Here is a 25,567-nt window from a genome sequence, read left to right on the forward strand (position 1 = left end):
GATGCGGGTTTCGGTGCAACGAGCATATTGTAGAGTTTTTATCGACGTTTCTCCTACTGACTCTAACCTGGTGACTAACTCCTATCGCTCGGACGTACTCAGGCCTTCCTCGCCCGGCAAATTTGCCAAAACTCGTCCAGATGGTATTCGTCTGCTGGGTCAATTTGAAACATACACGTCTCCTTTAACACTCGCCCTTGATGGAATGCCCTATCAGCCTGACAAGGGTCTCCCGTTGTCGCCCCGTCCCATCAAATGCAATTCACGCGTTATGCCACAGCTTTCTTGATCGGCGTCACATTATTGGCACCCTTTTTCCATGTCTCCAGCATATCCGCCCATTGTTGCATCATTTTGGCCCGGTCTACCAAATGTTCCGCGTGATTGTAAGTGCGGCGCACCGCGTTTTGTTCGGCATGAGCCAACTGGCGCTCGATCCAGTCCGCCGCAAAACCGAGTTCATTCAGCCGCGTGCTGCCGGTTGTCCGTGTGGTGTGTGGGCTATATTTGCCGCCCCATCCAAGTACACTCAGCATTTGACGGAATGATGCCGCGACCATCGGCTTCTTTCTGTCATCACGGTGGGGAAACAGATGGCAATAACAGCCGGTGATACCGTGCAACCTCCGCAATATTTGGACCGCTTGCGTAGGGAGGGGGATCGTGTGTGCCTTCCGCTTTTTCATCCCTGGGCAGGGATGCGCCAAATCGCCTCATCAAGATCGAATTCGGTCCATTGGGCCTCGACGACTTCAGTCGGCCGGCAGGGGTTAGCCACATCAAGCGGAAGGCTGCGATAGTTTCATGGCGACCGCCGTACTCTTCCACGTCTCTCAATAGCTGGCCGATTTCGGCGGAATCTAGCGGACGCTTGTGCTGAGTCTTGTTTGCGGGGAGTACTTTTCGCACGGCATAGACCGGGTCAGAATCCACCCGGAGGGTGGACACTGCAAGCTCAAAAACACCCGACATGGTGCGCTTGGCTTCCGCCGCGACCGTCAGGCCGTTCTTCTTCGCCGATGTGTTCAGCACGTCTAGGATATGCGACGGAGCAATACTCTTGACCGGCAGCGAGCCATTCTTCGGAAACACCACGCGCGTCGGCATATTAAGTCGTCGGGCTTTGGTGACTTCCTCCCAATCCTTCAAGGCCAGCCATCCCTGAGCCACAGCCTCGAATGTAGTGGCGTTTTCCTGTTCCCGCTTGATGCGCTCAAGTTGCCGATTGGGGCTGGGTTGATGCCGTGCTTAACCAACGACCGCGCTTTAGTACGCTCCTCCCGCGCCTCGGCGAGCGTAAAGCGCCGCCCCCCCGTGGGGGCTTCCGCTTCTTCTGGCGTTTCGCGTATAGGAGCTATGGCGTAATCGCCAATCGCAAAGGTGCTTTCCTTGGTTACCTCGCCTTCCCGCAACTCGAAGCGGTAACGCCACGCCTTCGCACCGTTGGGCTTGATTTCCAGATACAACCCCTTGCCATCAGGCAGCTTGTAGGACTTGTCTTTGGGTTTCGCAGTGCGGCATCGGGTACGGTTATCATAGCTAGTCAGGTCTGAACAATCCATAATCAACTGATTATGTTATATTAATTGTTGAATTGTAGCGGCTGAATTTGCCGGTTTCTGGTAAAATTGATGTAATTTCTTGCAAATCTAGCGAGGGTTACATGGGACCAAAGCCGAGTGTACCCATAAGCAATGACCTGTTCCGCCAGCGGTTGGATGAGCTGGTCAACCCGAGACACCCTTTGGCGCAACTTGCCCAGCATATTGACTGGTCAGGGTTTGAGCGCGAATGGGCCGGTTTTTTCCCTTCGCATCGGGGTCGTCCCGAGACTGCTCCCCGCCTGGTGGCAGGCCTGCTGTACCTGCAACACACCTTTGCCCTATCCGACGAAGAAGTCGTGTGGGGCTGGATCGAAAATCCTTACTGGCAGCTGTTCTGTGGCGAAACCTGGTTTCAGCATAACCTGCCTATCGACCCCAGTTCACTGACGCGCTGGCGGCAACGGATCGGCGCAGAAGGCATGGAGTGGTTACTGGCCCAAACCATCAAGGCCGCCACATCGGCCCAGGTAATCAAGCGGCGAAGCCTGAACAAGGTCATCGTGGACAGCACCGTACAGGAGAAGGCCATTGCCTATCCGACCGATAGCAAGCTGCTGAACCGGGGACGGGAACAACTGGTGAAGCTGGCGGCAGAAGCAGGGATGACGCTACGCCAGAACTACAATCGTGAAGCCCCCAAGCTAGGCAGGCAAGATTGCCCGCTACGCCCATGCCCGGCAATACCAGCGCATGCGCAGCCACCTGAAGAAACTCAAGACGCTGGTGGGCCGAGTCTGGCGCGACGCATTACGCCAATTGGCCAAGGTACCGGCGCACCTCAAGCCCAAGGTCACCGGCTTACTGCAGCAGGTGGAGCGCCTGCTCAAGCAGCAGCCCAAGGATAGCCACAAGCTCTACCGTCTGCACGCGCCGGAAGTGGAGTGCATCGCCAAAGGCAAATCGCGCCAGCCCTATGAGTTTGGGGTGAAGGTGTCAGTGGCGACGACACACAAGGAAGGGCTGGTAGTCGGCATGCGCAGCCTGCCGGGCAATCCCTACGACGGGCATACCTTGCACGCGGCTGTGAAGCAAGTGGAAATCCTGACACAGCACCAGCCGAAGGAAATATTCGTGGATCTGGGCTATCGCGGTGCAGCCCTCCCGGCTGGGGTCAAGCTCTACCACCGCAAACTCAGGCGCAGCATCACCGCACGGCTGAAGCGGGACATTCGGCGACGCAGCGCCATCGAGCCGGCGATCGGGCACATGAAAAACGATGGCCGCCTGCGCAGAAACTGGTTGAAAGGCACAGAAGGCGATGCCTTTCATGCCTTGCTATGCGGTTGCGGACACAACCTGCGGATGATTCTGAGGAAGCTGCGGCTTCTTCTCGCCCAAATTCTTGTCCGGGGGCATTGGCAACCCGCAATGGGTGGCACAGTTAATCATCGTCTTACCATCATCTATGCCTGAAAATCGAATTGTTCAGGGCTGACTAGCTAGTTTCCAAGTCCGAGTCATACCCGGTTTTTTGAAGCTTGGTTCCGACTCCATACCCGGTTTCCTTTCGGCTTGTAACGGATCAACGCGGATGCATAATGACTAGAAAGCCTGATATTTTCATCATATATGAGGATTTAGTTGTCTGCTATCGTCCGAAGCAATCCAATATACCGTTTAGACGTTGAATCGAAAGAGTTTCATAGAAACCTCGTCTTTACTGGATTTTATTTCTCCCACTTCCGTTCTGTACCTCATTTTGTACCCGGTTTGAAATTTTTTATGGCCATCTGTGCCAACTTTCATAACCTATGGAACTGATACATCAGGCGTCTCGAAACCTGAATGCTCTGGCGCAGCCAGATGCGACGCTCGCCACAACCCAACCATACAAAACCGTCCTCTTAGTTTGCATCCCGACATCCTCTCCTGCATATACCGCTGCTTTATCTTTTGGTCTATAGTGCACTATTCGTGTGTTGGGCACCCACTTGCTTCGCTATCATATGTAAGGTACAGGTTTAATCCCTCCTAATTGCTTTTTGTTTAATATTAATCTATGAATGAAATATGAATATTCGTGAGCTTAGCCCCGACGCCGTCAGTATGGGAATGAGCGTCAACGACAACAAAATGACTAGCCACGACTTTGTTGTCATTTTTTTATTCCGGCGCTCATTTTTATTGTGGCTAGTATTGGACTGCTAGAGTTATTTAAAATACAGCCATCTTTGTGTAAATTCAATATTGATTATTCTCTAAAGTTTCAATCGCATCCGCAGGATGTGCAAACAATCGGGAATTTACGCCACATGTGATCTATAAGAATAAAAGAGCTCGTAACTCTTATTACTCTCGTTTCATACATCGCTCCAACAAGAGATGAGCACAGCTTCGTAAGGCAATCGTCATTTACGAACATTACTGGTCTGCGACGTCGGGCAGCGTTAAGAATCGCACCCTCCAAGCGCAATAAAGCTATGCGTGGACGCTACTCCTTCACGTACGGCGAAGCTCCACTCGTACCTTTGTAAGACCACTCCCAGGTTATTTGTCTTTGGTAATAGCTAAACCAATGCTAGTTACAGCCAAGCCAATCACCGCTCAATCTCTAAAATAGAATGGCACGCTCATTGGCATCCTTCGGATGTTGAATAGCAGTTATCACAGCCATTATCTGCATGATAGTAAATCGTACGTCTTCCATTTGAACGTGGCCCCATGTAGCAAATGGAATCTGGCTGCGTCGATGTAAATGTTACGCCACCATCTATTACTTTGGCTTTCATAATTTCCTCGGCAGATACTTTTTTTAGACCAGCGCTAGCCGCATCTTGCGCCTTAAGTGGAATTGCCATAGTTATTCCTCATGAAAGTTTTTCTATTGGATATTGCTAAAAACAACCAGTTTTTATTTTAGGATACATTCCGTAAAAGTCTAGGCATTTCGATAGCCCCCACTTGGCCCCGACGAATAACGGTTCGCCATGATGTAGAACTGGCCACCCTGGAATGGGTATCGTGGTTCAACCACTACGGACTGCTCGAATCCATCGGCTATATACCAAAACTCAGGAAGAAATAAAATATTGCCAACACAACGAGTAGTAGATTTAACAAACTGTAAAGAAGAAAAGCTATCACCGAACGCATGCTCGAAACTCCATTAAGGGCTCGATAGGCACCCCACGCGTCGATAAACCATATGAACCCAAGGCTAACTCCATATATGCTTAACCCATTAGAGACGTTTTGTCCAGCTAAAAACCAGCGGTCCACATCTTCCCCCTCCAGAATGAGCTTATAATCATCAGGATTGACGACTTGAAATATTACTTCGCCTGCCACGTCAAACGTTAGAGCGATCAACACTACGAACGCTGACACGTATGTACTGCACGTAAATAACTCTCGGAATTTAGCTTTGCCACCAACTATTTTCCAGGCAAGCCAGAGAGCTAAGATGGTCGTCAATGGGATGATTCCGACAGATGCAATGAAGATTACGGAATTCAGGAAAAGGTGGGACCTTTTCGCCAGGCTGGCTATTTGGATAATTGCGACGATGAGAAGAGAAATTCCAAAGAATATGAAGGCTCTATTAAGGGATTCTTCTGATGGCACACAACGATCAGTGAGGAATTTCTTCGGCCCAACGGCTAGCTCACGTAGATCCACAAAGTACTTGGGAAACTGTGTCATTACAAGTTTAAGGTACTCATTCATGATACCTGGTCCGAAGCGCAGAATTTTAACTCTGGTATGGTAGATAATTGTGGCCTAAGTCTGATGGCTGCTCCTTAATTGTAGTAGTCGCGACTTCATCTGACAGTTACCCGATTTGACTGGTGCGGTTGTCAGATCAGATTCAATTGTTCAGTAATGTGATTTTATCGTGCCAGACCTCCTTTCCGTCAATCAATGTTTGTATGGATGTGCGTCCGCAACATATTTTGCCCTGATGGGTTCGGTCATGATTATAGTAATGCAGCCAGTCATCTAGATCGATTTGCAACTCCTCAATTGACCGGTATATCTTGCGCCGGAATGCCACCTGGTAGAATTCTTGCAGGATCGTCTTGTGAAAACGCTCGCAGATGCCGTTGGTCTGCGGATGATTGGCTTGGGTCCTGGTATGCTCGATTTCATTGAGCGCAAGGTAGAGCTGGTAATCATGAGTCTCTGAACCGCCCCGGGTTTTGAGGAGGTTCCAACATCTGAGAGAATGGAGCCATGAAGAAATCAAACAAGTTTTCCCCCGAAGTACGTGAACGTGCGGTACGCATGGTGTTCGAACACCGTGGCGAGTATCCGTCGTTGTGGGCAACCGTTGAATCCATTGCGCCCAAGATCGGTTGTGTTCCCCAGACCTTGCATGATTGGGTGCGTAAGCACGAGATCGACATTGGCATGTGCGATGGCGTGACAGGCACCGAGCGTGACCGGTTAAAAGCACTGGAGCGCGAAGTTCGAGAACTGCGCAAAGCCAATGAGATTTTGCGACTGGCGAGCGCTTTTTTCGCCCAGGCAGAACTTGACCGCCGATTCAAGTCCTGAGGCAGTTTATCGACCAGCATCAGGATACCTATGGGGTCGAGCCGATCTGCAAGGTGTTGCAGATTGCCCCGTCAGGCTATCGACGCTCTGCTGCACAGCAGAGGAATCCTGCATTGCGTTGTGCTCGCGCCAAGCGCGAGGACATGTTGAATCCAGAAATTGAACGGGTTTGGCAAACCAATATGCAGGTCTACGGCGCTGACAAAGTCTGGCGACAACTGAACCGTGAAGGTCACCCTGTGGCTCGCTGCACGGTGGAGCAGCTCATGAAACGCCAGGGCGTGCGGCGTGGCAAGATTGTGCGAACCACGATTACCGACGCGGCAGTACCTTGCCCATTGGATCGGGTCAATCGTCAATTCAAGGCCGATCGCCCAAACCAGCTATGGGTTTCAGATTTCACGTATGTATCAACGTGGCAGGGCTGGCTGTATGTGGCCCTTGTCATCGACGTATTTGCCAGGCGCATCGTGGGTTGGCGCGTGAGCAGCTCCATGCACACGGACTTCGTCCTCGATGCCCTGGAGCAGGCACTCTACGCTCGCCAGCCCAAGCAATCCGATGCTCTGGTGCATCACAGCGATAGAGGATCCCAGTACATCTCCATTCGCTATACGGAACGCCTTGCCCAAGCTGGGATTGAGCCCTCCGTAGGCAGTCGAGGACAGCTACGACAACGCCTTGGCTGAGTCAGTCAACGGGCTGTACAAGGCCGAGCTGATCCATCGCCGAGCACCATGGAAAACTAGGGCCGCTGTGGAACTGGCAACCCTGGAATGGGTATCCTGGTTTAATCACCACCGGTTACTCGAATCTATCGGTTACATTCCGCCGGCGGAAGCTGAGGTAAACTATTATCGGCAACTGGTCGAAAAGGCAACGGTAGATGTCTAACTTAAACCAAACAGCCTCCATGAAACCCGGGGCGATTCACCTACTTTATCCCCACTTATTACAGTAGCAATCGTTCCTTTGCTTCGTGAGACAGCGTGGTGTTGGCGTCCAACCATGCGCGGACAAGCCTTTACCCTTGCCTTTAGTGGTCTATAACACGTGCCACGCTCAACGCAACGTCGAACTTTGGGCGATAAGTCGGACAGACTTTATTTAGCTTCTCTAAAATTCTAATCGCTACAAGAACTGGTGGGCTCAATGATGGGTAATAAAAATAATTGCTGCAAAATGGCGCAAATCCTAAGCACTTGGCGGAGAGAGAGGGATTCGAACCCTCGATAAGCTTTTTGAGCCTATACTCCCTTAGCAGGGGAGCGCCTTCGACCACTCGGCCATCTCTCCATAAAAGAGGCGTTAGGATAGCGGTTTACTACCCTTCGGTCAAACAATGAGTCTTATCGCGGCTGCTGTTCTCACAGAATCTCACGATACCTGATCCAGTTCAAAAATCTTGTGTAACACCCGCACCGCAAGTTCCATATATTTTTCGTCCACCACCACGGAAATTTTTATTTCGGAGGTGGAAATCATCTGGATATTAATGCCTTCTTCCGCCAGGGCACGGAACATTCTGCTGGCAATGCCGACGTGCGAACGCATCCCCACTCCTACCACCGATACCTTGGCTATTCTGTCGCCGCCGATTACACCGCGTGCGCCGATATGGGGTTGCACCTGATTCTCAAGAATATCCATGGTTCTGGCGAACTCATTCCGATTTATGGTAAATGAGAAATCTGTCATACCATCGTGACCCACATTCTGGATAATCATATCCACATCGATGTTGGCATCGGCAACCGGACCAAGGATTTGATAAGCAATGCCTGGACGATCCGGCACACCCAGCACGGTAATTTTCGCCTCATCACGGTTGAATGCAATACCTGAAATAATTGCGCGTTCCATGTTCTCGCCTTCCTCGAAAGTAATCAGGGTGCCCTCGCCTTCTTCATCGAAACTGGACAGCACCCGCAACCTGACCTTATATTTACCGGCAAATTCCACCGAACGAATTTGCAGCACCTTCGAACCCAGGCTCGCCAGCTCGAGCATTTCCTCAAAGGTGATGGTCTTGAGTTTCCTGGCTTCGGGGACGATGCGCGGGTCGGTCGTGTAAATACCATCCACGTCGGTATAAATCTGGCATTCTTCGGCTTTGAGCGCCACCGCCAATGCTACACCGGTTGTATCAGACCCGCCGCGGCCCAGCGTCGTGATGTTGCCGGTATCATCCACCCCCTGAAATCCGGCTACCGCTACAACATATCCGGCATCGAGATCAGCATGGATTTTATCCTCATCAATTTTCAGTATGCGTGCTTTAGTATAGGCATTATCAGTCAGTATTCGCACTTGCGCGCCAGTATAACTCTTTGCTTTGACGCCTAGATCCATCAGCGCCATTGACAGCAAGGCAACGGAAATCTGCTCACCGGTCGATACCATGACATCCAATTCACGCGGGTCGGGATTGGCCTGAAATTCCTTGGCCATGGCAATGAGGCGATTGGTTTCTCCGCTCATGGCGGAAACCACCACCACCACCTGATGGCCTCGGGATCGAAATTTTGCTATCCGGCGGGCAACATTTTTGATGCGCTCAGTACTGCCAACCGAGGTGCCGCCGTATTTTTGAATAATCAGTGTCACGTTACCGGATTTTCTATATTAATAAAGGGAACTCTGCCGCAAACAAAAGGGTCGTATATGTTGAATCAATGATGCGTCGAGCGGTGAAAAATTTGATTTCGTAAAAATGGGAATTTTACCCGATTACCGGAAATAAAACTAAATATATGCAATAATGATAACCAGGCGACCATGAACAATGTCAAGCAGCATGCACTTAAGACTTGCATTGAATAGGAAAACAAATTAAATTTATGAATCCGCAATAATCTTCCAACATAACCCATACCATTACCTTATGGAGAGCTGCCCCTATGAAACTCTTTGAAGAAATATCCAATCCTCGCGATATCCGGCGTAAGCTTGGCCTGAATCAGCATGATTTCTGGAGCAAAGTCGGCGTCACTCAAAGCGGTGGCTCCCGTTATGAAAGCGGACGAAATATGCCAAGGCCGGTGAGAGAACTCGTACGACTTGTGCATATCGAGCATATCGATCTGGCCAAGATCAGAAAAGATGATCTAGTGGTGGCCGCCTTGCTGAAAAGCCAGGACCCTGATTTATACAAGAGCCTGAAAAAAGCCGCCAAGTCAAAATAACCTGGCAAAACAATCGTCGCAGCCAAACGGCCATTGATTCCATGCGGTCGAATATTATTTGACGGAATCAGAGTGCGACTGCTACGGATTGAGCTTAACGGTGAGTCCAAGCGCCTGGATTCTCGCATAAAACGCATCCATCCACACCTGACTGACTTTTGTAAGCCGCGGTGCTTCCGGCTGCATGGATGGACGCGCGAGGCCATATAACAGCGCTCCTTTGAGCGGCACACCTTCCCGTAATAGCTCCTCTATAAATTTAAGATAAGCGCCGGATTCCGCACTGGAGGGTGGTTTGCCATCGGTTTGAAACACGCAGGTTTGCAGCCAGGTAGGACACAAAGATGCGGCCAGTTGCAGATTCTCGCGCATCCGCTTCAAGCTCATTCGTGTATTGTTGATGCGCTGTCTCCCTTCGCGCGTGACGCTATCCAGCTTGAACCAGACTTCGCCGTTAAGCTCCGCCATCCGGCGCAATCCCGCCTGTACACCAGGCCGGTCAATCAGGCTGCCATTGGTAATCAGCACCAATTTAAGATCCTTGGGCAAGTCGTAGTCGCCCCTCACTCTTCCAATCAACTCGATCACATGTTCAAATTCTCTTGCGCTGGTGGGTTCGCCGTTGCCGGACAAAGCGATGTCATTGATACGCCTTGCAGCCAAAGGTACTTGTGTCTGCATGAAAGAACCATGCTGAATTTCGTGCAGAAACATGCGTAACTCACTTTCGAGCCGGACCAAGTCAATCACCGGCGCCGTGCCGCGTTTGAGTTCCGGGACCTGGCAATAAACGCAACGCCAGTTGCAAGCATTGTTGGGATTAAGATTGACGCCCACTGACACGCCTCCAGCTCGGCGCGATATCACTGGATAAATATAGGTCAACCCTGCCCTGTCGCGGCTGTGATCCGCAATATTCAATAGTTTGGAGGCGTGCTCCAATGCTACAATCTCCGTAATGTTAATCACACGCAGGCTGGAATTCGATGCCGGCCACCGCATACCTTCCCATAATAGCAAATGCCGCCACTTGCATGGCCATCGTTACGCTATTGAAATTACCTTGTCAGGTGACATTATCACGGAGGCAGGCATCGCCGAGCAAGGCATGGTGATGGATTATTCGGAAGTAAAACGTATCGCCAGCACTGTACTGGTAGACAAATGGGATCACGCATTCCTGGTCTATTCAGAAGACATAGCGGTAATGCAATTTCTTCAATCCCTGGACGACCACAAGACAGTCGTACTAGACGTACCGCCAACGGCGGAAAATCTTGCGCTCGCCGCGTTCCGTATACTTGACACAGCCTACCAGGATAGTTATGGCAACCACCTCAGACTGGAGCAGGTGCGCTTGTTCGAAACTCCCAATTGCTGGGCAGACGCGACGCGAGGGCAAATATTGGGTAATTCGGTCCTGTAAGATAGTTTGCCTGCAATCGACTTCCTGGCACGAAACCGGCCGCAGCCTCATTGGCCTTCTGCAAGCATCCCTCCCTTGGCATCATGGCCGATTTGCTTTATGCCTTCTTTTTGTTACCATGCAAAATGAAGAAATTTTAAAGTAGATCTTTTTACGAGTCATTCAAAATGAGGCTTTCCCTATGCTAACCCAGCTCATTCCCGATTTTGAGCTTCCTTCCACCGGCAACAAGGTATTCAGGCTATCTAAAGCCTCCGGCAAAAACCTGGTGATTTATTTTTATCCCAAAGATGACACACCCGGCTGTACCACTGAGGGTCAGGAATTCCGTGACGCTTACGGCGAATTCACCAAACTCGACTGTGACATTGTGGGCATTTCGCGCGACAGCATTAAATCGCACGAGAACTTCAAGGCGAAGATGGATTTTCCTTTCGAGCTTCTGAGCGACAGTGATGAAACTGCCTGCAAATTATTCAACGTCATGAAGATGAAAAATATGTACGGCAAGCAGGTTCGCGGCATAGACCGCAGTACCTTTGTGCTGGACGCAAACGGAACGTTGCAGAGGGAATGGCGCGGAGTCAAGGTTCCCGGCCATGTTCAGGAAGTACTTGAGTTCGTGAAAACTTTGCCCAGAGAGGAGTCATGAGCCCCAGAAAATCGGCTTCTCCCATTACCACAGTCACACGTTTGCGGGCTAACCCCAAGCTATTTGTACTTGACAGCAATGTACTGATGCACGACCCCACCAGTCTGTTCCACTTCGAGGAACACGACATCTATATCCCCATGGTGACGCTCGAAGAACTCGACAACAATAAGAAAGGAATGTCGGAAGTGGCGCGCAACGCCCGTCAGACAAGCCGTTTCCTGGATGAGATCGTGAGCAGCGCGATAGCGGATATTGACGAGGGCATTTCGCTGGAAGCGCATGGCAGCAAGAACGCGACCGGACGGCTGTTCCTCCAGACCCAGGCGATCAGTAGCGTTCTGCCGGTGCGGCTGGCGAGTGGCAGTGCCGACAACCAGATCATCGGCGTGGTGAAATTTTTGCATGAAACCTGCCTCAACCGCAGCGTCGCGCTGGTTTCCAAAGACATCAACATGCGTATCAAGGCGCGTGCACTGGGGCTGGCAGCGGAGGATTATTTTAACGACAAGGTGCTGGAAGACACCGATCTCCTCTATTCCGGCATTCAGGAACTACCGGCGGACTTCTGGGACAAGCACGGCAAGGAGATGGAATCGTGGCAACAATCCGGACACACGTTTTATCGCGTAAGCGGTCCGCTTTGCACCCATTTCCTGATCAATCAGTTTGTCTATCTGGAGCACGACAAGCCATTCTACGCCCTGGTCAAGGAGCGTAGCGGCAAGACCGCGGTTCTGCAAACGCTCAAGGATTACACGCACCAGAAAAATAACATCTGGGGCATCACGGCGCGCAATCGTGAGCAGAATTTTGCGCTCAATCTGCTGATGAACCCGGAAGTGGATTTTGTGACGCTATTAGGACAGGCGGGTACCGGTAAAACTTTGCTGACGCTGGCTGCCGGCTTGATGCAGACGCTTGAGTACAAGGTTTATTCGGAAATCATCATGACCCGAGTCACCGTGCCGGTGGGTGAGGATATCGGCTTTCTACCCGGTACCGAGGAAGAAAAGATGACACCGTGGATGGGTGCGCTGGAAGACAATCTGGATGTGCTCAACAAAACCGACAACGATGCCGGCGAATGGGGGCGCGCCGCCACACGCGACCTGATTCGCTCACGTATCAAGATAAAATCACTCAATTTTATGCGTGGCCGCACTTTCATCAATAAATTCCTGATCATCGACGAGGCGCAAAATCTCACGCCCAAACAAATGAAAACACTCATTACTCGGGCCGGGCCTGCCACCAAGGTGGTCTGTCTGGGTAACATCGCACAAATAGATACGCCTTATTTGTCCGAGGGAAGTTCAGGCTTGACCTACGTGGTCGATCGTTTCAAGGGATGGGATCACAACGGACACGTGACGTTACAGCGTGGCGAGCGTTCCAGGTTGGCGGATTATGCGGCGGAAGTATTGTAGCAGGACCGTCATTTTCAGTAATGCCCGGATTTGGCATAGCTCTCAAATCTTGTATATTCGCCGAGGAAGGTGAGATCAACTTTACCTATGGGACCATTACGCTGCTTGCCGATAATGATTTCGGCGATCCCCTTGTCCTGCGTATCCGGGTTGTAGACTTCATCACGGTAGATAAACAGTATCAAATCTGCATCCTGCTCGATGGCACCCGACTCGCGCAAATCCGACATGACCGGGCGCTTGTTCGGGCGTTGCTCAAGACTGCGATTCAATTGCGATAACGCCACTACGGGTACTTGAAGTTCTTTTGCCAGTGCTTTCAGGGAACGGGAGATTTCCGAAATCTCGGTGGCACGATTCTCGCCTTGGCCACTGGCGGACATTAGCTGTAAATAATCCACCACAATCAATCCCAGTTCACCGTGCTGACGATAAAGCCGTCGCGCCCGCGCCCTGAGCTCCAGCGCATTCAAGGCAGCACTTTCATCGATAAACAAGGGGGCATCACTCAACTTGCCCAAAGCATGGGTTAACTTGGACCAGTCTTCGTCCTGCAGGCGGCCGGTACGTACCTTGTGCTGATCCAGCCGTCCTACGGAACCCAGCATCCGCATCGCGAGCTGGGCTCCCCCCATTTCCATACTGAATACCGCTACCGGCTTTTCCAGCTCAAGCGCCACATGTTCAGCGATATTGAGCGAGAATGCGGTTTTACCCATGGATGGCCTGCCAGCGACAATGATCAGGTCACCAGGCTGAAAACCCGAGGTTTTCTGATCGAGATCATGGAAACCGGTCGCAATGCCCGTCACATCACTGGGGTTGTCCTGATTGTAGAGCGTCTCGATGCGCTCCACTACTTGCTTCAGAAGCGGCTGGATATCGACGAAGCCCTGCTTTCCCCGCGCCCCCGCCTCGGCTATTTCAAATACCTTGGCTTCCGCTTCATCCAGCAGGTCCGCAGCGGATCGCCCCGCGGGGTTATAGGATGATTCGGCTATCTCCGACCCGACTTGAGCCAGCTTGCGCATTACTGCCCGCTCCCGCACGATCTCCGCATAGCGGCGAATGTTGGCTGCCGATGGCGTATTCTGAACCATCACGCCAACATAGGCTAATCCGCCCACGTTTTGCAATTCCGCCGATATTTCAAGCGACTCTGCGACGGTCACTACGTCCGCTGGTTTGCTATGCTCGACCAGCTTGCAAATATGCCGGTAAATAAGTCGATGATCCTGCCGGTAAAAATCATCCTCGGTGATGACGTCAGCCACTTTATCCCAGGCATGATTGTCCAGCATCAATCCACCCAGTACGGACTGCTCCGCTTCAACCGAATGCGGTGGCATTTTGTAGGCTTCAAGCGACTGATCGTTGGTGGCTGCGGTGAGGAATTGAGCCATGGAACCCGGGGGACGTGACAAAGTATCGGAAAGATTTTACCACCAGGCGCCAGGCGGCATAGAAAAAATAAAAAGGGCTGTCAACAGCCCTTTTTATTTATCCGGATGAAAACCTGCTTATACTCAGGCAGCGGTTTCGCCCAGGACTGAGACGACAATATGCGCCAACACGTCACTATGCAATGCAATAGTCAACGGATAATCGCCCACCTGCTTTAATGAACCTTGCGGCATACGTATCATTGACCGTTCAATCTCAAAGCCCTGAGCCTTGAGCGCTTCCTCGATATCAGCGTTGGTGACCGAACCGAACAGCTTGCCATCCACCCCGGCTTTCTGGGTAATTTGCACCATCAATCCGTCCAGCTTTGCCGCATGGGCCTGGGCACCGGCCAGAACTTCCGCCTGTGTTTTTTCCAATTCGGCGCGTTTTGCATCGAACTCGGCAATGGCGGCTGGCGTCGCCCGCTTTGCTTTACCTTGCGGGATCAGAAAATTCCGCGCATAACCATTCTTTACTTTAACAACATCACCCAACTGGCCGAGGTTGACAACTTTTTCCATCAGTATGATCTGCATGTTGTCGCTCCTCAGTGCAAATCAGTGTAAGGAAGCAGTGCGAGAAAGCGTGCACGCTCAATGGCAATACCCAACTGGCGCTGATAACGCGATTTAGTGCCGGTAATGCGGGCGGGAATGATTCTGCCATTTTCATTAATGAAATCTTTCAATATCTCAATATCCTTATAGTCCACCGTCTGAATACCTTCCGCGGTGAAACGGCAGAACTTCCTGCGCTTGAACAAGGGGCGATTGGCCTTCTTGTCCTTTTCCTTATCCTTGCTATCTTTACGTCGTGTAGTAAAACGAGCCATAATTCTTTTTCCTGTTTCTCATTAAATGAGATCTATGTTGTTCACATGCAACACCAATTGCAAACTCATCCGGCTTCTTTTTGCCAGAAAACCGGTTGACTTCACCTTGGTACCAAGTGCCATACTGGAAATGGTTTCAGCCATTTGCGCTAATGCAACCGCGGAAATTTCGCATTCTACCTTGCGTGGCATGCCCGCTTCAATTTGACGCGAGACGTGGCCAATTTTGAATTCTGCCACTGCCACGCCAGCTGGCGTGTAACGCAGACTACCAATTTCAATAATCCTGCCGCAAATTACGGTCTGGTTACAATTCAATTAGCTTTTCCGGGCCTTACGTCACCAGCGTGGTTTCTCTGAGTTCATCCGCTGCGGGCGTTGCTGACTTTGCTTTCTCTTCGCGCATCATCGGCGAAGCGGCAGTTACCGGTCCATCCATTTTAATGGTTAGATGGCGTAGTATCGCGTCGTTGAACTTGAACGCATGATCCAGTTCGTCACGAGTTTCCTGATCGCACTCAATATTCATCAGGACATAATGCGCCTTGTGAACCTTCTGAATCAAATAGGCAAGCTGACGTCGTCCCCAGTCTTCAAGGCGATGAATCCGGCCGTTTTTTGCGGTTACTATGTTCCGATACCGCTCGATCATTGCGGGCACTTGCTCGCTCTGGTCGGGGTGGACAATGAAAATGATTTCGTAATGTCGCATGCAGTCTCCTTATGGGTAGAGCCCCCCGAGATGCGAACCCGGTGGGGCAAGGTTAAGAGGTCGGTACTATACTGAACCAGGACAAAAATATCAATCAGCAAAGGTATTTAAAGCGGTATTAGAAATGAAAAGAGCCACAAACAGAATTGATCAACGATTTAAATTCCGTCTTTTTTGATATTCCCTCGATGCCGGAGGCGGCAGTGCAGGGAGTCCCTCAGTAGCCCCAAGCAGCCGATAGTGTATTTCATGAGACTTTCAGAAAATTTCTTTCCCTGTCTAATGTTTTGCCCGCTGCCGGCGTGTCTCAAACAAGCATATGCCAGCACTGACGGAAACATTCAGGCTCTCCACACTACCCAGCATGGGAATGGAAACAAGCTGGTCACAGGTTTCGCGCGTAAGCCGGCGCATGCCTGTCCCTTCTGCACCCAGTACCCAGGCAACAGGTCCATCCAATGTGGCGGAATTAAGATCGCTCTCCGCATCGGCAGCAGCGCCAACCAGGGTTATGCCACGCTGCTTCAATTCTCGTAAGGTACGCGCCAGATTGGTGACAGAAACATATGGCACGGCATCAGCAGCGCCACTCGCCACTTTATGCACTGTCGCCGTGAGTCCAACGGCACGATCTTTTGGCGCAATGACAGCGTGAACACCAAAAGCATCCGCTACTCGCAGGCAAGCCCCCAGATTATGCGGATCGTGGATGCCATCCAGCACTAGAAGTAATGCCGGTTCCGCAAGCGTGTCGAGTACATCATCGATATCCACATGACTGCGGGATGCATCTATGTTTGCCGCCACGCCCTGATGGCGGGCATTGCCCGCCATCGCCGCAAGCCTTGTCTGATCGCAGGAGATCAGGCGAATGTTCTGGACCTCGGCAAATTTTGCTAAATCACGTGCACGCTGGTCGCGCCGGGTAGAATCGAGAAAAATTTCCCTGATGCTGCCGGGATTCTGCCGCAAACGGCTGGTAACGGCGTGGAAACCGAATATAAGACGGAAATTAGACATTCTCTAAACACTGATTGTTATGGACCGGTGGGGGGTGGGGCTTCTCATCCTGACCGACTCAGATTGAATCCTTGCCGCTATTTTCAGCCAGTACAAAATCGATTTTGCTCGACTCCAGATCTACCCGCACGAGCCTGATCCTGAGTCGATCGCCAAGACGGTAGCGCTTACCGCTACGTTCACCCAGCAACATATGCTTGGGAGCGTCGAAATGAAAGTAATCGCTGGGCAACTCGGAAATATGCACCAGTCCTTCTACATAAATGCCATCCAGTGCCACGAACAGGCCGAAACCCGTTACACCGCTGACGACCCCCTCGAAAGATTCACCAATTCTATCCTGCATGTAATAACATTTGAGCCATGTCTCCACATCGCGCGTCGCTTCGTCCGCACGGCGCTCTGTCTGGGAGCAATGCATGCCGAGTTCGTGCCAGCCGCCAGGCGAGTACACGGTACCGCTCAACACCGCCTTGATGGCACGATGCACCAGCAAATCGGGGTAACGCCGGATGGGCGATGTGAAATGGGTATAAGACTCATAGGCAAGCCCGAAATGACCCACGTTATCGGGACTGTAAACCGCCTGACGCAAGGATCGCAGCATTACAGTCTGCAACAACTGCGCGTCGGGTCTATCTTTTATCCTGGTCAGCGTCCTGGCGTAGTCCTTGGCACTGGGCGCATCACCGCCGCTTAGCTGCACACCGAACTCTTTGAGGAAATCACGCAGGGCAGTAAGCTTTTCCGGCGTAGGGCCTTCATGAATTCGATAGACGGTGGGTTGCTTGTGCTTTTGCAAAAAATCCGAGGCACATACGTTGGCCGCCAGCATGCATTCTTCGATCAGGCGATGGGCATCATTCCGCTTTATCGGGAGGATACGCTCGATTTTGCCCTGAGCGTTGAATATCATCTGCGTTTCAATGGTTTCGAAGTCGATCGCGCCGCGTTTCGTTCTTGCTTTCAGCAGAACCTTGAACAATTTATAGAGCAACTGAATATGTGGCAAAAGCGCTTGATATTGCTTCGCGTCCTCTCCCTTGGGATTTTCCAGCATCCCCGCCACTTTGGTATAGGTCAACCGGGCGTGGGAATACATTACCGCCGGATAAAACCGATAGTCACGAAAATCTCCTGTGGCATCCAGCTGCATCTCGCACACCATGCATAGACGCTCCACTTGCGGGTTGAGTGAGCATAAACCATTAGAAAGGACTTCCGGTAGCATCGGGATCACGCGTCGCGGAAAATACACCGAGTTGCCACGATTCAGCGCTTCCCGATCGAGTGCATCATGCGGACGCACGTAGTGACTGACATCGGCGATGGCAACATATAATTTGAAACCCTTCCCATCACGCTCGCAATACACTGCATCGTCAAAGTCGCGCGCGGTTTCGCCGTCTATGGTCACCAGCGGCAGATGGCGGATATCCTCTCTTTCCGCCAACTCCTCTGTTAGCACCTTCTCCGGAAATCGGATGGAGAGCTTTTCCACATCCGGTGGAAACAGGTTAGGCAGGTCATGCTTACGCAGGGCAATTTCAATTTCCATTCCCGGCGCGGTGTATTCACCCAGAATCTCGACAATACGGCCAATGGGTTGCGCATGCTTGCTCGGCTGCTGGATGATTTCCACCATCACTACCTGGCCAGCCCTGGCATTCATGGATTCTTCACTGGGTATCAGAATATCCTGGCTGATGCGCTTGTTTTCCGCCTCTACAAACAGTATTCCATGATCGGCGTGCAATCTTCCTACCAGCTGCGTGACGGCACGCTCAAGCACCTCCACAATGGTTCCTTCTCTGCGTCCGCGCCGGTCCACGCCAATTTCGCGTACCATCGCACGGTCGCCATGCAGCGCCTTGTGCATTTCTTTGGCACTCAAAAACAAATCCGGACTGCCATCATCGGGCACCAGGAATCCGAACCCATCCGGGTGGCCCTGTATCCTGCCCTTGATAAGATTGAGCTTCTCCACCACGCAGATATCGCCCTTGCGGTTACGCATGATCTGACCTTCGCGCACCATTGCGGAAACACGGCGGCTAAAAATTTCATTTTCTTCTTCCGTGATTTCAAGCAGCCCTTGCAATGCTTCCTCATTCACGGGCACACCCTGCTCTTCCAGGATTTGCAGCATGAACTCCCGGCTTGGCAGCGCATGGCCGTAACGTTGTTTTTCACGTTCAAGGTGAGGATCCAGACTGCGAAGTTTGCGTTTCTTCTTGATTGACAAAGCAATGATTTCCTATAGAATTGGCGCCTCTATCCCGTACCTTTGTCCCGTATTGAGACAGAAAGCAGGCATCGCCCAGATGGCGGAATTGGTAGACGCACTAGGTTCAGGTCCTAGCGGTGGCAACACTGTGGAGGTTCGAGTCCTCTTCTGGGCACCACGATGTAAATACGCTTCCCATTAAGTCTCAAGCGCGTCATATTTGCGGAAACTGCACGGTTTTTCCGCGGTTCTGGTGAATGCTATACCGTTTGACTTCAAGATTATAGCAGGCGGCACGCGGTATCGAAGAAAAGGTTAGGCAACGTCAAGGCTGTGCCGCTGATAGCAAACGGCAACACCCCATGACTGTGGCGGAATATTTTCGGCCTTGGGCCTTGGGCCTCGTGACGTTTTCCATAATTTCCGCAGTTAAAATGGCGCCCTGTTTTCCCTTGAAGTAGCCACAGTTATTGGATGCCGCCGATTCTGGTATTTTCCAGCTGTAAAATCTTACAGCTATCCACAGTCTTCAATCCGTTGTCTCATAACGTTTTGGAGGCAGACCATTACCCCTTTATTCGTCACAACGGTATGGAGATTCACCTCGTATCATGTGTCTTGTAAAAAGGCAAAACACTGCTTTCAATTCGATTTTATGTAAACAGTGCCGTAATAAAGAAGGGAGATTCCTGGCATTGCGGCCCAGCCTTACCGGGAGTCCCGATTTCTGTTGACACAACACAATGAGGCACGCCTTTCCACGGAAGCGATGAAAGTGATGTTGAAGCCAGCAGACTACTATTACAACTACTGGAGTTTCTTCCAATGAACGACGTCGTTGCCGCTTTTAATGAATACTTTGAAGTGATTGACGCACACTCTCCGGAATTATTGCATCACGCATTTAAGCTGCGCTACCAGGTGTATTGCATCGAGCAACGTGCCCCAGGGTTCGAAGCGTCGAAGTATCCCGCAGAGATGGAAAGTGACGAGTACGACCGTCATTCATCCCATATACTTCTAAGACATCGCCCATCCGGCGAATTTGTCGGCACCGCGCGCCTGATACTTCCCGATCCACTAGACTCGAAGAAACTGTTTCCAACCGAGCAGCACACCCGGCTTGACCCAGCTCTCATTGATATGAGTCACCTACCACGGCGGCATACCGGTGAGATATCGCGTCTGGTCGTTGTACGCCGGTTTGCCCGGCGCAGGGACGAACCACTCCATGCGCTTGAAAGGGGGGCGAACATTGAAAAATGGAACCCCACAAGCAAGCGGCGCTTCCCTCACCCTCTGCTGGCGCTTGCTGTTGGCATCATACGGATGTCGGTAGAACGCAATGTCACTCACTGGTTGTCTGTCATGGAGCCTTCGTTGAATAGATTGTTGAGTCTCTATGGACTTCAACTCGATCCGGTGGGGCCGATAATCGAACACCATGGCCAACGCGGACCCTACTACGTCGATCTGGTCAAAATGTTGGACAGAATGCACAAAGACTACAACGAGTTTTGGGAGCTGGTTACCGACTACGGCCGGCTCAGGCCAATATCCAACGAATACACGCAAAGTTCTGTATCAGATTCTGAGCATTTGCTGGAAGCGGTCGAATGATAGATCTCAAAAGATTTCTACAGCTTTATCCATGGCATCTGTTATCAACATTATTGGGTAAAGGCTAAACAATAAAGATGCGGCAGCTTGTAATGCGGGTACGTTCAAAACCTGACGTATCCCCCGTCTGCTGTCTATTTCTATTTCTATTTTGATGATTTTGATCCCGGTTGGGCCTCAGCAGATAACGCGAACGAATAAATTGTATAAAACTCGTGATAACTAAAATAAACGCTGGTCGCTTCGTTTTACTGTTATGCCTGTTGCTTGGCATGAATTGTGCCACGAACATGGCGTGGGCAGTGGAACCCTATGATGTTGTGACCAACTCGAGCGTGAATGAGAAAACGCTACCCAAGAGTTCTCTCCGTGCCATCTTCGGCATGCGCCTGCATACCTGGCCGGACGGCACAGCAATCAGAGTGTTTGTAATGCCCGATGATGCGCCCCTGCATGCTACCTTTTCTAAAGAAAAGCTGAATGTCTTTCCGTATCAATTGCGCTCGGCATGGGATCGGCTGGTGTTTTCCGGCACGGGTCAGGCTCCCGAGACCGTAGCGTCCCCAGAGGAAATGCTTGCCAGGGTTGCCAGTACGCCTGGAGCAATCGGCTATTTAATCAAATCCAAGACGGATGGCAGAGTTAATGTACTCGAGATCAAGTAGTTGCCCGCGTAAGCGTTCTCCATGGGTCATCACCGTGATTGCCCTGCCGGCACTCCTGTGGAGTTTATCTGCGCAAGCCGACATACTGCCAAAGCTGCCAAAATTGCCAACGCTGCCAACGCTGCCACCACTGCCAAAGCTGCCGCCACTGCCTCATAACCTGCAGATTCATGGTTTTGCAAGCCAATCTTGGCTGATGAGTTCGGGTAATAATAACTTTTTTGGCAAGAGCAGTTCCGATAGCGGCAGCTTCGACTTCAGGGAATTGGGATTGAACGCTTCGATGCGGCCACTGACGAGGTTACAATTTTCGGCACAAATGCTGTCCCGCACCGCTGGTGAAGGCAGTCCCGGCAATGTCCGCCTCGATTATGGATTTATGGATTACACGTATTTTTCCGGTGAGAGCAGCCAACTGGGAATACGGCTGGGCAGAATGAAAACTCCCCTTGGCTTCTACAACGACACGCGTGACGTTCCCTTCACGCGGCCGAGCATTCTGTTACCTCAGTCCATCTATTTCGACCGTACGCGCAAGCTCGCGCTGGCCGCCGACGGCGTGCACTTATACGGGGAATACCGCTCGGATTTGGGAGATATCTCCTTTCAGGGTGGTGTGGTGCGTCCACTGGTGCTAGGGGACGAAGCCGAAGCGGCTGTGCTGGGGGGACAATTTCCGGGTCATTTGACGCCAGATATATCGTATACCGGTCGCGTTAATTATGACCTTGATGGTGGGCGTATCCGCTTTGCCGTCAGCGTATCCCGGCTAAATATCAGTTACGTTCCCGGCGCAGGCGATGTCCTTCAGGCAGGCTCGGTTAACTTCACCCCTTTAATTTTTTCCGCACAATATAACGCCGAACGCTGGAGCCTCACTTCTGAATATGCGCTCCGCCGTCTTCAATATAACAACTTCGGCGCCGTGCCCAACATGGACTTTTACGGTGAAAGCTATTACTTTCAAGGTGTCTACCGCTTTACCCCCGCATGGGAAGGCATTGTCCGTTACGATGTCTTGCTTACGGACAAAGACGATCCCCATGGAAAAAAATGGGCAGCCGCCCGGCCCAGCAGATCAGGCCTCGCCGATACTCGCTTTGCAAAGGATATAACTGTAGGATTGCGCTGGAATATCACACCCGAGTTCATGTTGCGCGCGGAATATCACCATGTAAATGGCACCGGCTGGCTCTCAACCTTGGACAACCCAGTTCTTGGCAACCTGGATCAGCACTGGAATCTCTTCTCCATCCTTGGCTCTTATCGGTTCTAGGACGACGATAATCCATGCAACACAACCTCCACAAAGGCACGGTACAGCATGAGGGTACCGCAAGCTTAAGGCCACACAGATTTCTGGGCCTGAAGTGGAAAGTCTTGTTGTTGAGCAGCCTGATATTGTTCGCTATCGTGGCGTCATTCAGTGCAATTACTTACTTACGCCTGATTAACAACTTTGAACGCGAAAGGGATGTGCAGCACCAGCGTTATGCCAGTGAAGTGGAGGGCTTGATAAAAGAAACCTCGCAGGATTTACATCAATTGGCTGAACTGATTCCTTTTCTGGAGGGGATGAGTACCGCCCTGCTCATCAGCAAGAGTGAAAATATTGCGAAGACGTTTGATCTTTACTGGACACCCCTTCAGTTCAACAAAGGTATTGAACTGGTACGCTTCTACAGTAAGTCGAATCAATTGCTGGCAAATTGGGGTAGCCCTGAATCTGATATGCACGGAAACGAGGGGATGTTGAATTGGGTTCGTGAAGTTAATGCACAAGAACAACCCATCAGTCCTCTTAGTTGTGTAGAAAGCTGCATGCAGTTTGTTGTGGCGCCTTTGCTGGTCGAGGGAATAAGTGTTGGCGTGGTAGTCGTCGGGATTTCCCTGGTCGATGCCGTCCTGGGGTTCAAAAATATTTCAGGAGCCGATATTGGCTTGTTTATCAAAGAACGGGACAACGCGCCTAAAAGTAACGGTATGAGAATCTCAAACTGGGGCGTGAGGATTGCCGCGCTTACCAGCAAAGAAAAAAGCTTCGCCATTCTCAATAGAGCCGCCGAACAATACCCGGATTTTAACCACCTTGAAAATGGTGTGCAGGTTTCCTTGGGCAACCGTCACCAGCAAATAAGGCTGCTTTCCCTGGGAAGAGAAAATCCAACCAGCAAAGCGCAGTTGATCGTTATCACCGATATCACTTCCACCATTGATGTCATTAACAGTTTGACATGGCAAAATGCAATGACAGGTTTGGTGGGGCTTCTGCTTTCCGTCATATTACTGTTTGTAATCCTTACAAAACCGCTGTCGCGATTCAAACACATTGTCTTTGCCTTACCGCTCTTAGCCCACAGTAATTTCGAGAAATTTCGCTCGTCACTTCATTCCGCCGGCCAGAAACAATGGTTAAAGGATGAAATTGACACGCTTGATGAAACAGCGGTCGCCTTGTCTTATCAACTCGAGAAACTTGAAGATCAGGTCGCGGATCGGACACGGATATTAGCGGCGAAAATGGATGAGTTGAGCAAGGAAAGAGATTTCATCACAAACCTGCTCGATATCGCACAGGTGATTGTGTTGACACAAAATGCCAATGGCAAGATCATGATGCTTAATGCCCACGGCGAGATGCTTATTCAATATACGGAGCAGGAACTGCAAGGAAAGCCTTTCATCCAGCTTCTTACTCTCGACAATGATCTGCAGGACTTGCCCGCCCATCTTGAGGAAGTGCGGTCTGAACAAAGAGACCAGCTGCGTCATGAAGCCAATATTTTGTGTAAAGATGACTCGGTACGCCACATACTCTGGCTGCACTCCCGTCTGACACGGCACTCCGCGGATGATCCAGCGATGTTATCGGTAGGCCTCGACATGACGGAACATAAGCGTGCGGAGGGCCGGTTGGCATGGCTGGCCGATCATGATCCGCTCACGGACCTATTCAATCGGCGCCGCTTTCAGGAGGAACTGGAGCAGATGCTCAATTTGGCTGCCCGTTATAACTATTCGGGCGCGCTACTCTTTTTCGATCTTGATCAGTTCAAGTACATCAACGACACGAGCGGACACCAGGCGGGTGATGCTTTGTTGAAAATGGTCGCGCGCATGTTGCTTAGCAGCATCCGCAGCGTCGATATACTTGGACGGCTGGGCGGAGATGAATTCGCGGTGATATTACCGCAAACCACCCCTGAAGGAGCAATAGAAGTCGCAAAGAATGCTCTGGCAGCCATGAGTCAGGGAAAGCTGACTGTAAACGGTCGAACGCATAAAGCGTCAGCCAGTATTGGTATTGCCCTCTTTCCTGAGCATGGGAACAATGTTCATGATCTGCTTGCGGCAGCGGATCTCGCCATGTATCAGGCAAAGGAGGCGGGGCGGGGCGGCTGGCACCTGTTTTCCAACGAGGAGAAAACCCGGGAGCGTATGCACACGCTTGTGTATTGGAAAGAGAAGATTGAGTACTCCTTCTTGCATGACAGATTCTTCTTCTACTTTCAGCCGATCATGCATATTCAAAACAAAACCATCGATCATTATGAAGTGCTGTTGCGCATGCTCGACAATGACGGAACAATACTTGCTCCTCATCTTTTTATACCCGCGGCGGAACAAACCGGGCTTATTCATGCCATTGACCATATGGTTCTGCGAAAATCCATTGCCCTATCGGCGGGAATCCAGCACCGGGGGCACGACGTCCGTTTCTCGATAAATTTGTCCGCCCATGCATTTCATGACCCGGAATTGCTGCCGATCCTGACCGAAACTTTCGCACATTATGGCGCGGACCCATCCACTTTCATGTTTGAAATAACGGAAACAGCGGCTTTGGAAGATCTGCCCGCGGCACGAAAACTCATGGAGACAATCAAGACACTTGGCTGTAGTTTTACGCTGGATGATTTCGGCGTTGGCTTCTCGTCCTTTTATTACATACGGCAACTTCCGATTGATGTGGTAAAGATCGATGGTTCGTTTATACGAAATCTGGCTGATAATCCCGACGATCAAATCCTGGTAAAAGCCTTATGCGATGTGGCCAGAGGATTTGGGAAGCAAACAACGGCCGAGTTTGTAGAGAGTGCCGCGACATTTTCGCTGCTGGAAAAAATGCAGGTAGACTATGCGCAAGGTTATTGGATAGGAACGCCGGTTCCGGCGCATGAATCGCCGTTCAAAGATTATCTGCAGGAATGAGGAGGAGAAGCCTGTGAGTATGAGCTGGAAGAACAGATC

General features: G+C 51.1%; 22 protein-coding genes, 2 tRNA genes, 3 pseudogenes and 1 other annotated feature. Of the genes and pseudogenes, 11 read left to right on the plus strand and 16 right to left on the minus strand.

Annotation, left to right across the window (positions count from 1 at the left end; translation table 11 throughout):
• Nucleotides 1-269: 269 nt before the first annotated feature.
• Genes BLR00_RS17095 through BLR00_RS17105 form a run of 3 tightly spaced genes read right to left on the minus strand, consistent with a single transcriptional unit; the run spans nucleotide 270 to nucleotide 1,562 of the window.
• A complete protein-coding gene (locus tag BLR00_RS17095; protein ID WP_256324152.1) occupies nucleotides 270-686 on the minus strand; it encodes a tyrosine-type recombinase/integrase in 417 nt (138 codons plus the stop codon).
• Nucleotides 577-1,149, minus strand: a complete 573-nt coding sequence (locus tag BLR00_RS17100) for a phage integrase central domain-containing protein (protein ID WP_256324211.1) — start codon at nucleotides 1,147-1,149, stop codon at nucleotides 577-579. The genes BLR00_RS17095 and BLR00_RS17100 overlap by 110 nt, the downstream gene beginning before the upstream one ends.
• Nucleotides 1,146-1,562 (minus strand): Arm DNA-binding domain-containing protein, encoded by a 417-nt coding sequence (locus BLR00_RS17105; protein WP_256324153.1) that lies wholly within the window; start codon nucleotides 1,560-1,562, stop codon nucleotides 1,146-1,148. The genes BLR00_RS17100 and BLR00_RS17105 overlap by 4 nt, the downstream gene beginning before the upstream one ends.
• 101 nt (nucleotides 1,563-1,663) lie before the next feature.
• Here BLR00_RS17105 and BLR00_RS13100 point away from each other — a divergent pair.
• Nucleotides 1,664-3,017, plus strand: a pseudogene (locus tag BLR00_RS13100) (IS5 family transposase).
• Nucleotides 3,018-4,174: 1,157 nt separating this feature from the next.
• Here BLR00_RS13100 and BLR00_RS16495 read toward each other — a convergent pair.
• The 3 genes and pseudogenes from BLR00_RS16495 to BLR00_RS13110 all read right to left on the minus strand — a co-directional run.
• Nucleotides 4,175-4,402 (minus strand): hypothetical protein, encoded by a 228-nt coding sequence (locus tag BLR00_RS16495; RefSeq protein WP_107878353.1) that lies wholly within the window; start codon nucleotides 4,400-4,402, stop codon nucleotides 4,175-4,177.
• Between the two features lie 199 nt (nucleotides 4,403-4,601).
• Nucleotides 4,602-5,270, minus strand: a complete 669-nt coding sequence (locus BLR00_RS13105; RefSeq protein ID WP_074633382.1) for a hypothetical protein — start codon at nucleotides 5,268-5,270, stop codon at nucleotides 4,602-4,604.
• A gap of 142 nt (nucleotides 5,271-5,412) precedes the next feature.
• Nucleotides 5,413-5,736, minus strand: a pseudogene (locus BLR00_RS13110) (integrase core domain-containing protein); the annotation flags it as partial.
• Between the two features lie 41 nt (nucleotides 5,737-5,777).
• Between BLR00_RS13110 and BLR00_RS13120 the strand changes: the two are divergent.
• Nucleotides 5,778-6,995 (plus strand): annotated as a pseudogene (locus BLR00_RS13120) (IS3 family transposase).
• Nucleotides 6,056-6,172: a sequence feature (AL1L pseudoknot), on the plus strand. Its footprint overlaps the pseudogene before it by 117 nt.
• Before the next feature lie 309 nt (nucleotides 6,996-7,304).
• On the opposite strand, the gene BLR00_RS13125 reads toward BLR00_RS13120, so the two are convergent.
• Both BLR00_RS13125 and BLR00_RS13130 read right to left on the minus strand, forming a co-directional pair.
• Nucleotides 7,305-7,397, minus strand: a tRNA-Ser gene (locus BLR00_RS13125).
• Between the two features lie 81 nt (nucleotides 7,398-7,478).
• Complete coding sequence (locus BLR00_RS13130; RefSeq protein ID WP_074633387.1) at nucleotides 7,479-8,708, minus strand: aspartate kinase; 1,230 nt, start codon at nucleotides 8,706-8,708, stop codon at nucleotides 7,479-7,481.
• A gap of 293 nt (nucleotides 8,709-9,001) precedes the next feature.
• Between BLR00_RS13130 and BLR00_RS13135 the strand changes: the two genes are divergently transcribed.
• Nucleotides 9,002-9,286, plus strand: coding sequence for a helix-turn-helix domain-containing protein (locus BLR00_RS13135; protein ID WP_074633390.1), 285 nt, complete (start codon nucleotides 9,002-9,004; stop codon nucleotides 9,284-9,286).
• 81 nt (nucleotides 9,287-9,367) lie between these two features.
• On the opposite strand, the gene BLR00_RS13140 is transcribed toward BLR00_RS13135, so the two are convergent.
• Complete coding sequence (locus BLR00_RS13140; RefSeq protein ID WP_074633393.1) at nucleotides 9,368-10,228, minus strand: radical SAM protein; 861 nt, start codon at nucleotides 10,226-10,228, stop codon at nucleotides 9,368-9,370.
• Nucleotides 10,229-10,244: 16 nt separating this feature from the next.
• Between BLR00_RS13140 and queD the strand changes: the two genes are divergently transcribed.
• The 3 genes from queD (at nucleotide 10,245) to BLR00_RS13155 (ending at nucleotide 12,794) form a co-directional block, all read left to right on the plus strand.
• On the plus strand, nucleotides 10,245-10,712 hold the full coding sequence (gene queD / locus BLR00_RS13145; protein ID WP_074633395.1) for a 6-carboxytetrahydropterin synthase QueD: 468 nt from the start codon (nucleotides 10,245-10,247) through the stop codon (nucleotides 10,710-10,712).
• A 181-nt stretch (nucleotides 10,713-10,893) separates the two neighbouring features.
• Nucleotides 10,894-11,364, plus strand: a complete 471-nt coding sequence (locus BLR00_RS13150) for a peroxiredoxin (protein WP_074633397.1) — start codon at nucleotides 10,894-10,896, stop codon at nucleotides 11,362-11,364.
• Nucleotides 11,361-12,794, plus strand: a complete 1,434-nt coding sequence (locus tag BLR00_RS13155; protein WP_074633400.1) for a PhoH family protein — start codon at nucleotides 11,361-11,363, stop codon at nucleotides 12,792-12,794. The genes BLR00_RS13150 and BLR00_RS13155 overlap by 4 nt, the downstream gene beginning before the upstream one ends.
• A gap of 14 nt (nucleotides 12,795-12,808) precedes the next feature.
• Here BLR00_RS13155 and dnaB read toward each other — a convergent pair whose 3' ends face one another.
• The 7 genes from dnaB to rnr form a co-directional block, all read right to left on the minus strand.
• On the minus strand, nucleotides 12,809-14,197 hold the full coding sequence (gene dnaB, locus BLR00_RS13160; protein WP_074633403.1) for a replicative DNA helicase: 1,389 nt from the start codon (nucleotides 14,195-14,197) through the stop codon (nucleotides 12,809-12,811).
• A 123-nt stretch (nucleotides 14,198-14,320) separates the two neighbouring features.
• Nucleotides 14,321-14,776, minus strand: a complete 456-nt coding sequence (gene rplI, locus BLR00_RS13165) for a 50S ribosomal protein L9 (RefSeq protein WP_074633406.1) — start codon at nucleotides 14,774-14,776, stop codon at nucleotides 14,321-14,323.
• 11 nt (nucleotides 14,777-14,787) lie between these two features.
• Nucleotides 14,788-15,072 (minus strand): 30S ribosomal protein S18, encoded by a 285-nt coding sequence (rpsR, locus tag BLR00_RS13170; protein ID WP_004180039.1) that lies wholly within the window; start codon nucleotides 15,070-15,072, stop codon nucleotides 14,788-14,790.
• Between the two features lie 21 nt (nucleotides 15,073-15,093).
• On the minus strand, nucleotides 15,094-15,390 hold the full coding sequence (priB, locus tag BLR00_RS13175; RefSeq protein ID WP_074633409.1) for a primosomal replication protein N: 297 nt from the start codon (nucleotides 15,388-15,390) through the stop codon (nucleotides 15,094-15,096).
• Nucleotides 15,391-15,406: 16 nt separating this feature from the next.
• Nucleotides 15,407-15,784, minus strand: a complete 378-nt coding sequence (gene rpsF, locus BLR00_RS13180; protein WP_074633412.1) for a 30S ribosomal protein S6 — start codon at nucleotides 15,782-15,784, stop codon at nucleotides 15,407-15,409.
• A gap of 279 nt (nucleotides 15,785-16,063) precedes the next feature.
• Nucleotides 16,064-16,804, minus strand: a complete 741-nt coding sequence (gene rlmB, locus BLR00_RS13185; protein WP_074633415.1) for a 23S rRNA (guanosine(2251)-2'-O)-methyltransferase RlmB — start codon at nucleotides 16,802-16,804, stop codon at nucleotides 16,064-16,066.
• 58 nt (nucleotides 16,805-16,862) lie between these two features.
• The gene (gene rnr, locus BLR00_RS13190; RefSeq protein ID WP_074633418.1) at nucleotides 16,863-19,049 is read right to left on the minus strand and encodes a ribonuclease R; all 2,187 of its coding nucleotides are present in this window, start codon (nucleotides 19,047-19,049) and stop codon (nucleotides 16,863-16,865) included.
• Nucleotides 19,050-19,122: 73 nt separating this feature from the next.
• Here rnr and BLR00_RS13195 point away from each other — a divergent pair.
• The 5 genes from BLR00_RS13195 to BLR00_RS13215 all read left to right on the plus strand — a co-directional run bounded on the left by BLR00_RS13195 (nucleotide 19,123) and on the right by BLR00_RS13215 (nucleotide 25,528).
• Nucleotides 19,123-19,209 (plus strand) — tRNA-Leu (locus BLR00_RS13195).
• A gap of 647 nt (nucleotides 19,210-19,856) precedes the next feature.
• Nucleotides 19,857-20,651 carry a PEP-CTERM/exosortase system-associated acyltransferase gene (locus tag BLR00_RS13200; RefSeq protein ID WP_074633420.1) on the plus strand — a complete coding sequence of 265 codons (795 nt, stop codon included), beginning with the start codon at nucleotides 19,857-19,859 and terminating at the stop codon, nucleotides 20,649-20,651.
• 272 nt (nucleotides 20,652-20,923) lie between these two features.
• On the plus strand, nucleotides 20,924-21,316 hold the full coding sequence (locus tag BLR00_RS13205) for a type 2 periplasmic-binding domain-containing protein (RefSeq protein WP_081346775.1): 393 nt from the start codon (nucleotides 20,924-20,926) through the stop codon (nucleotides 21,314-21,316).
• The gene (locus BLR00_RS13210) at nucleotides 21,297-22,592 is read left to right on the plus strand and encodes a porin family protein (RefSeq protein ID WP_074633426.1); all 1,296 of its coding nucleotides are present in this window, start codon (nucleotides 21,297-21,299) and stop codon (nucleotides 22,590-22,592) included. The genes BLR00_RS13205 and BLR00_RS13210 overlap by 20 nt, the downstream gene beginning before the upstream one ends.
• Nucleotides 22,593-22,606: 14 nt before the next feature.
• Complete coding sequence (locus BLR00_RS13215; RefSeq protein ID WP_081346776.1) at nucleotides 22,607-25,528, plus strand: bifunctional diguanylate cyclase/phosphodiesterase; 2,922 nt, start codon at nucleotides 22,607-22,609, stop codon at nucleotides 25,526-25,528.
• Nucleotides 25,529-25,567 lie beyond the last annotated feature (39 nt).

Source organism: Nitrosospira multiformis (assembly GCF_900103165.1).
Lineage (GTDB): Bacteria > Pseudomonadota > Gammaproteobacteria > Burkholderiales > Nitrosomonadaceae > Nitrosospira > Nitrosospira multiformis_D.

Excerpts from the sequence above, each read along its gene's own strand:
- BLR00_RS17095 (WP_256324152.1), bottom strand. The coding sequence starts at position 686 with ATGAAAAAGCGGAAGGCACACACGATCCCCCTCCCTACGCAAGCGGTC.
- BLR00_RS17105 (WP_256324153.1), bottom strand. The coding sequence starts at position 1,562 with ATGGATTGTTCAGACCTGACTAGCTATGATAACCGTACCCGATGCCGC.
- BLR00_RS16495 (WP_107878353.1), bottom strand. The coding sequence starts at position 4,402 with ATGGCAATTCCACTTAAGGCGCAAGATGCGGCTAGCGCTGGTCTAAAA.
- BLR00_RS13105 (WP_074633382.1), bottom strand. The coding sequence starts at position 5,270 with ATGAATGAGTACCTTAAACTTGTAATGACACAGTTTCCCAAGTACTTT.
- BLR00_RS13135 (WP_074633390.1), top strand. The coding sequence starts at position 9,002 with ATGAAACTCTTTGAAGAAATATCCAATCCTCGCGATATCCGGCGTAAG.
- queD (WP_074633395.1), top strand. The coding sequence starts at position 10,245 with ATGTTAATCACACGCAGGCTGGAATTCGATGCCGGCCACCGCATACCT.
- BLR00_RS13150 (WP_074633397.1), top strand. The coding sequence starts at position 10,894 with ATGCTAACCCAGCTCATTCCCGATTTTGAGCTTCCTTCCACCGGCAAC.
- BLR00_RS13155 (WP_074633400.1), top strand. The coding sequence starts at position 11,361 with ATGAGCCCCAGAAAATCGGCTTCTCCCATTACCACAGTCACACGTTTG.
- dnaB (WP_074633403.1), bottom strand. The coding sequence starts at position 14,197 with ATGGCTCAATTCCTCACCGCAGCCACCAACGATCAGTCGCTTGAAGCC.
- rplI (WP_074633406.1), bottom strand. The coding sequence starts at position 14,776 with ATGCAGATCATACTGATGGAAAAAGTTGTCAACCTCGGCCAGTTGGGT.
- rpsR (WP_004180039.1), bottom strand. The coding sequence starts at position 15,072 with ATGGCTCGTTTTACTACACGACGTAAAGATAGCAAGGATAAGGAAAAG.
- rpsF (WP_074633412.1), bottom strand. The coding sequence starts at position 15,784 with ATGCGACATTACGAAATCATTTTCATTGTCCACCCCGACCAGAGCGAG.
- rlmB (WP_074633415.1), bottom strand. The coding sequence starts at position 16,804 with ATGTCTAATTTCCGTCTTATATTCGGTTTCCACGCCGTTACCAGCCGT.
- BLR00_RS13200 (WP_074633420.1), top strand. The coding sequence starts at position 19,857 with ATGAACGACGTCGTTGCCGCTTTTAATGAATACTTTGAAGTGATTGAC.
- BLR00_RS13205 (WP_081346775.1), top strand. The coding sequence starts at position 20,924 with ATGAATTGTGCCACGAACATGGCGTGGGCAGTGGAACCCTATGATGTT.
- BLR00_RS13210 (WP_074633426.1), top strand. The coding sequence starts at position 21,297 with ATGTACTCGAGATCAAGTAGTTGCCCGCGTAAGCGTTCTCCATGGGTC.
- BLR00_RS13215 (WP_081346776.1), top strand. The coding sequence starts at position 22,607 with ATGCAACACAACCTCCACAAAGGCACGGTACAGCATGAGGGTACCGCA.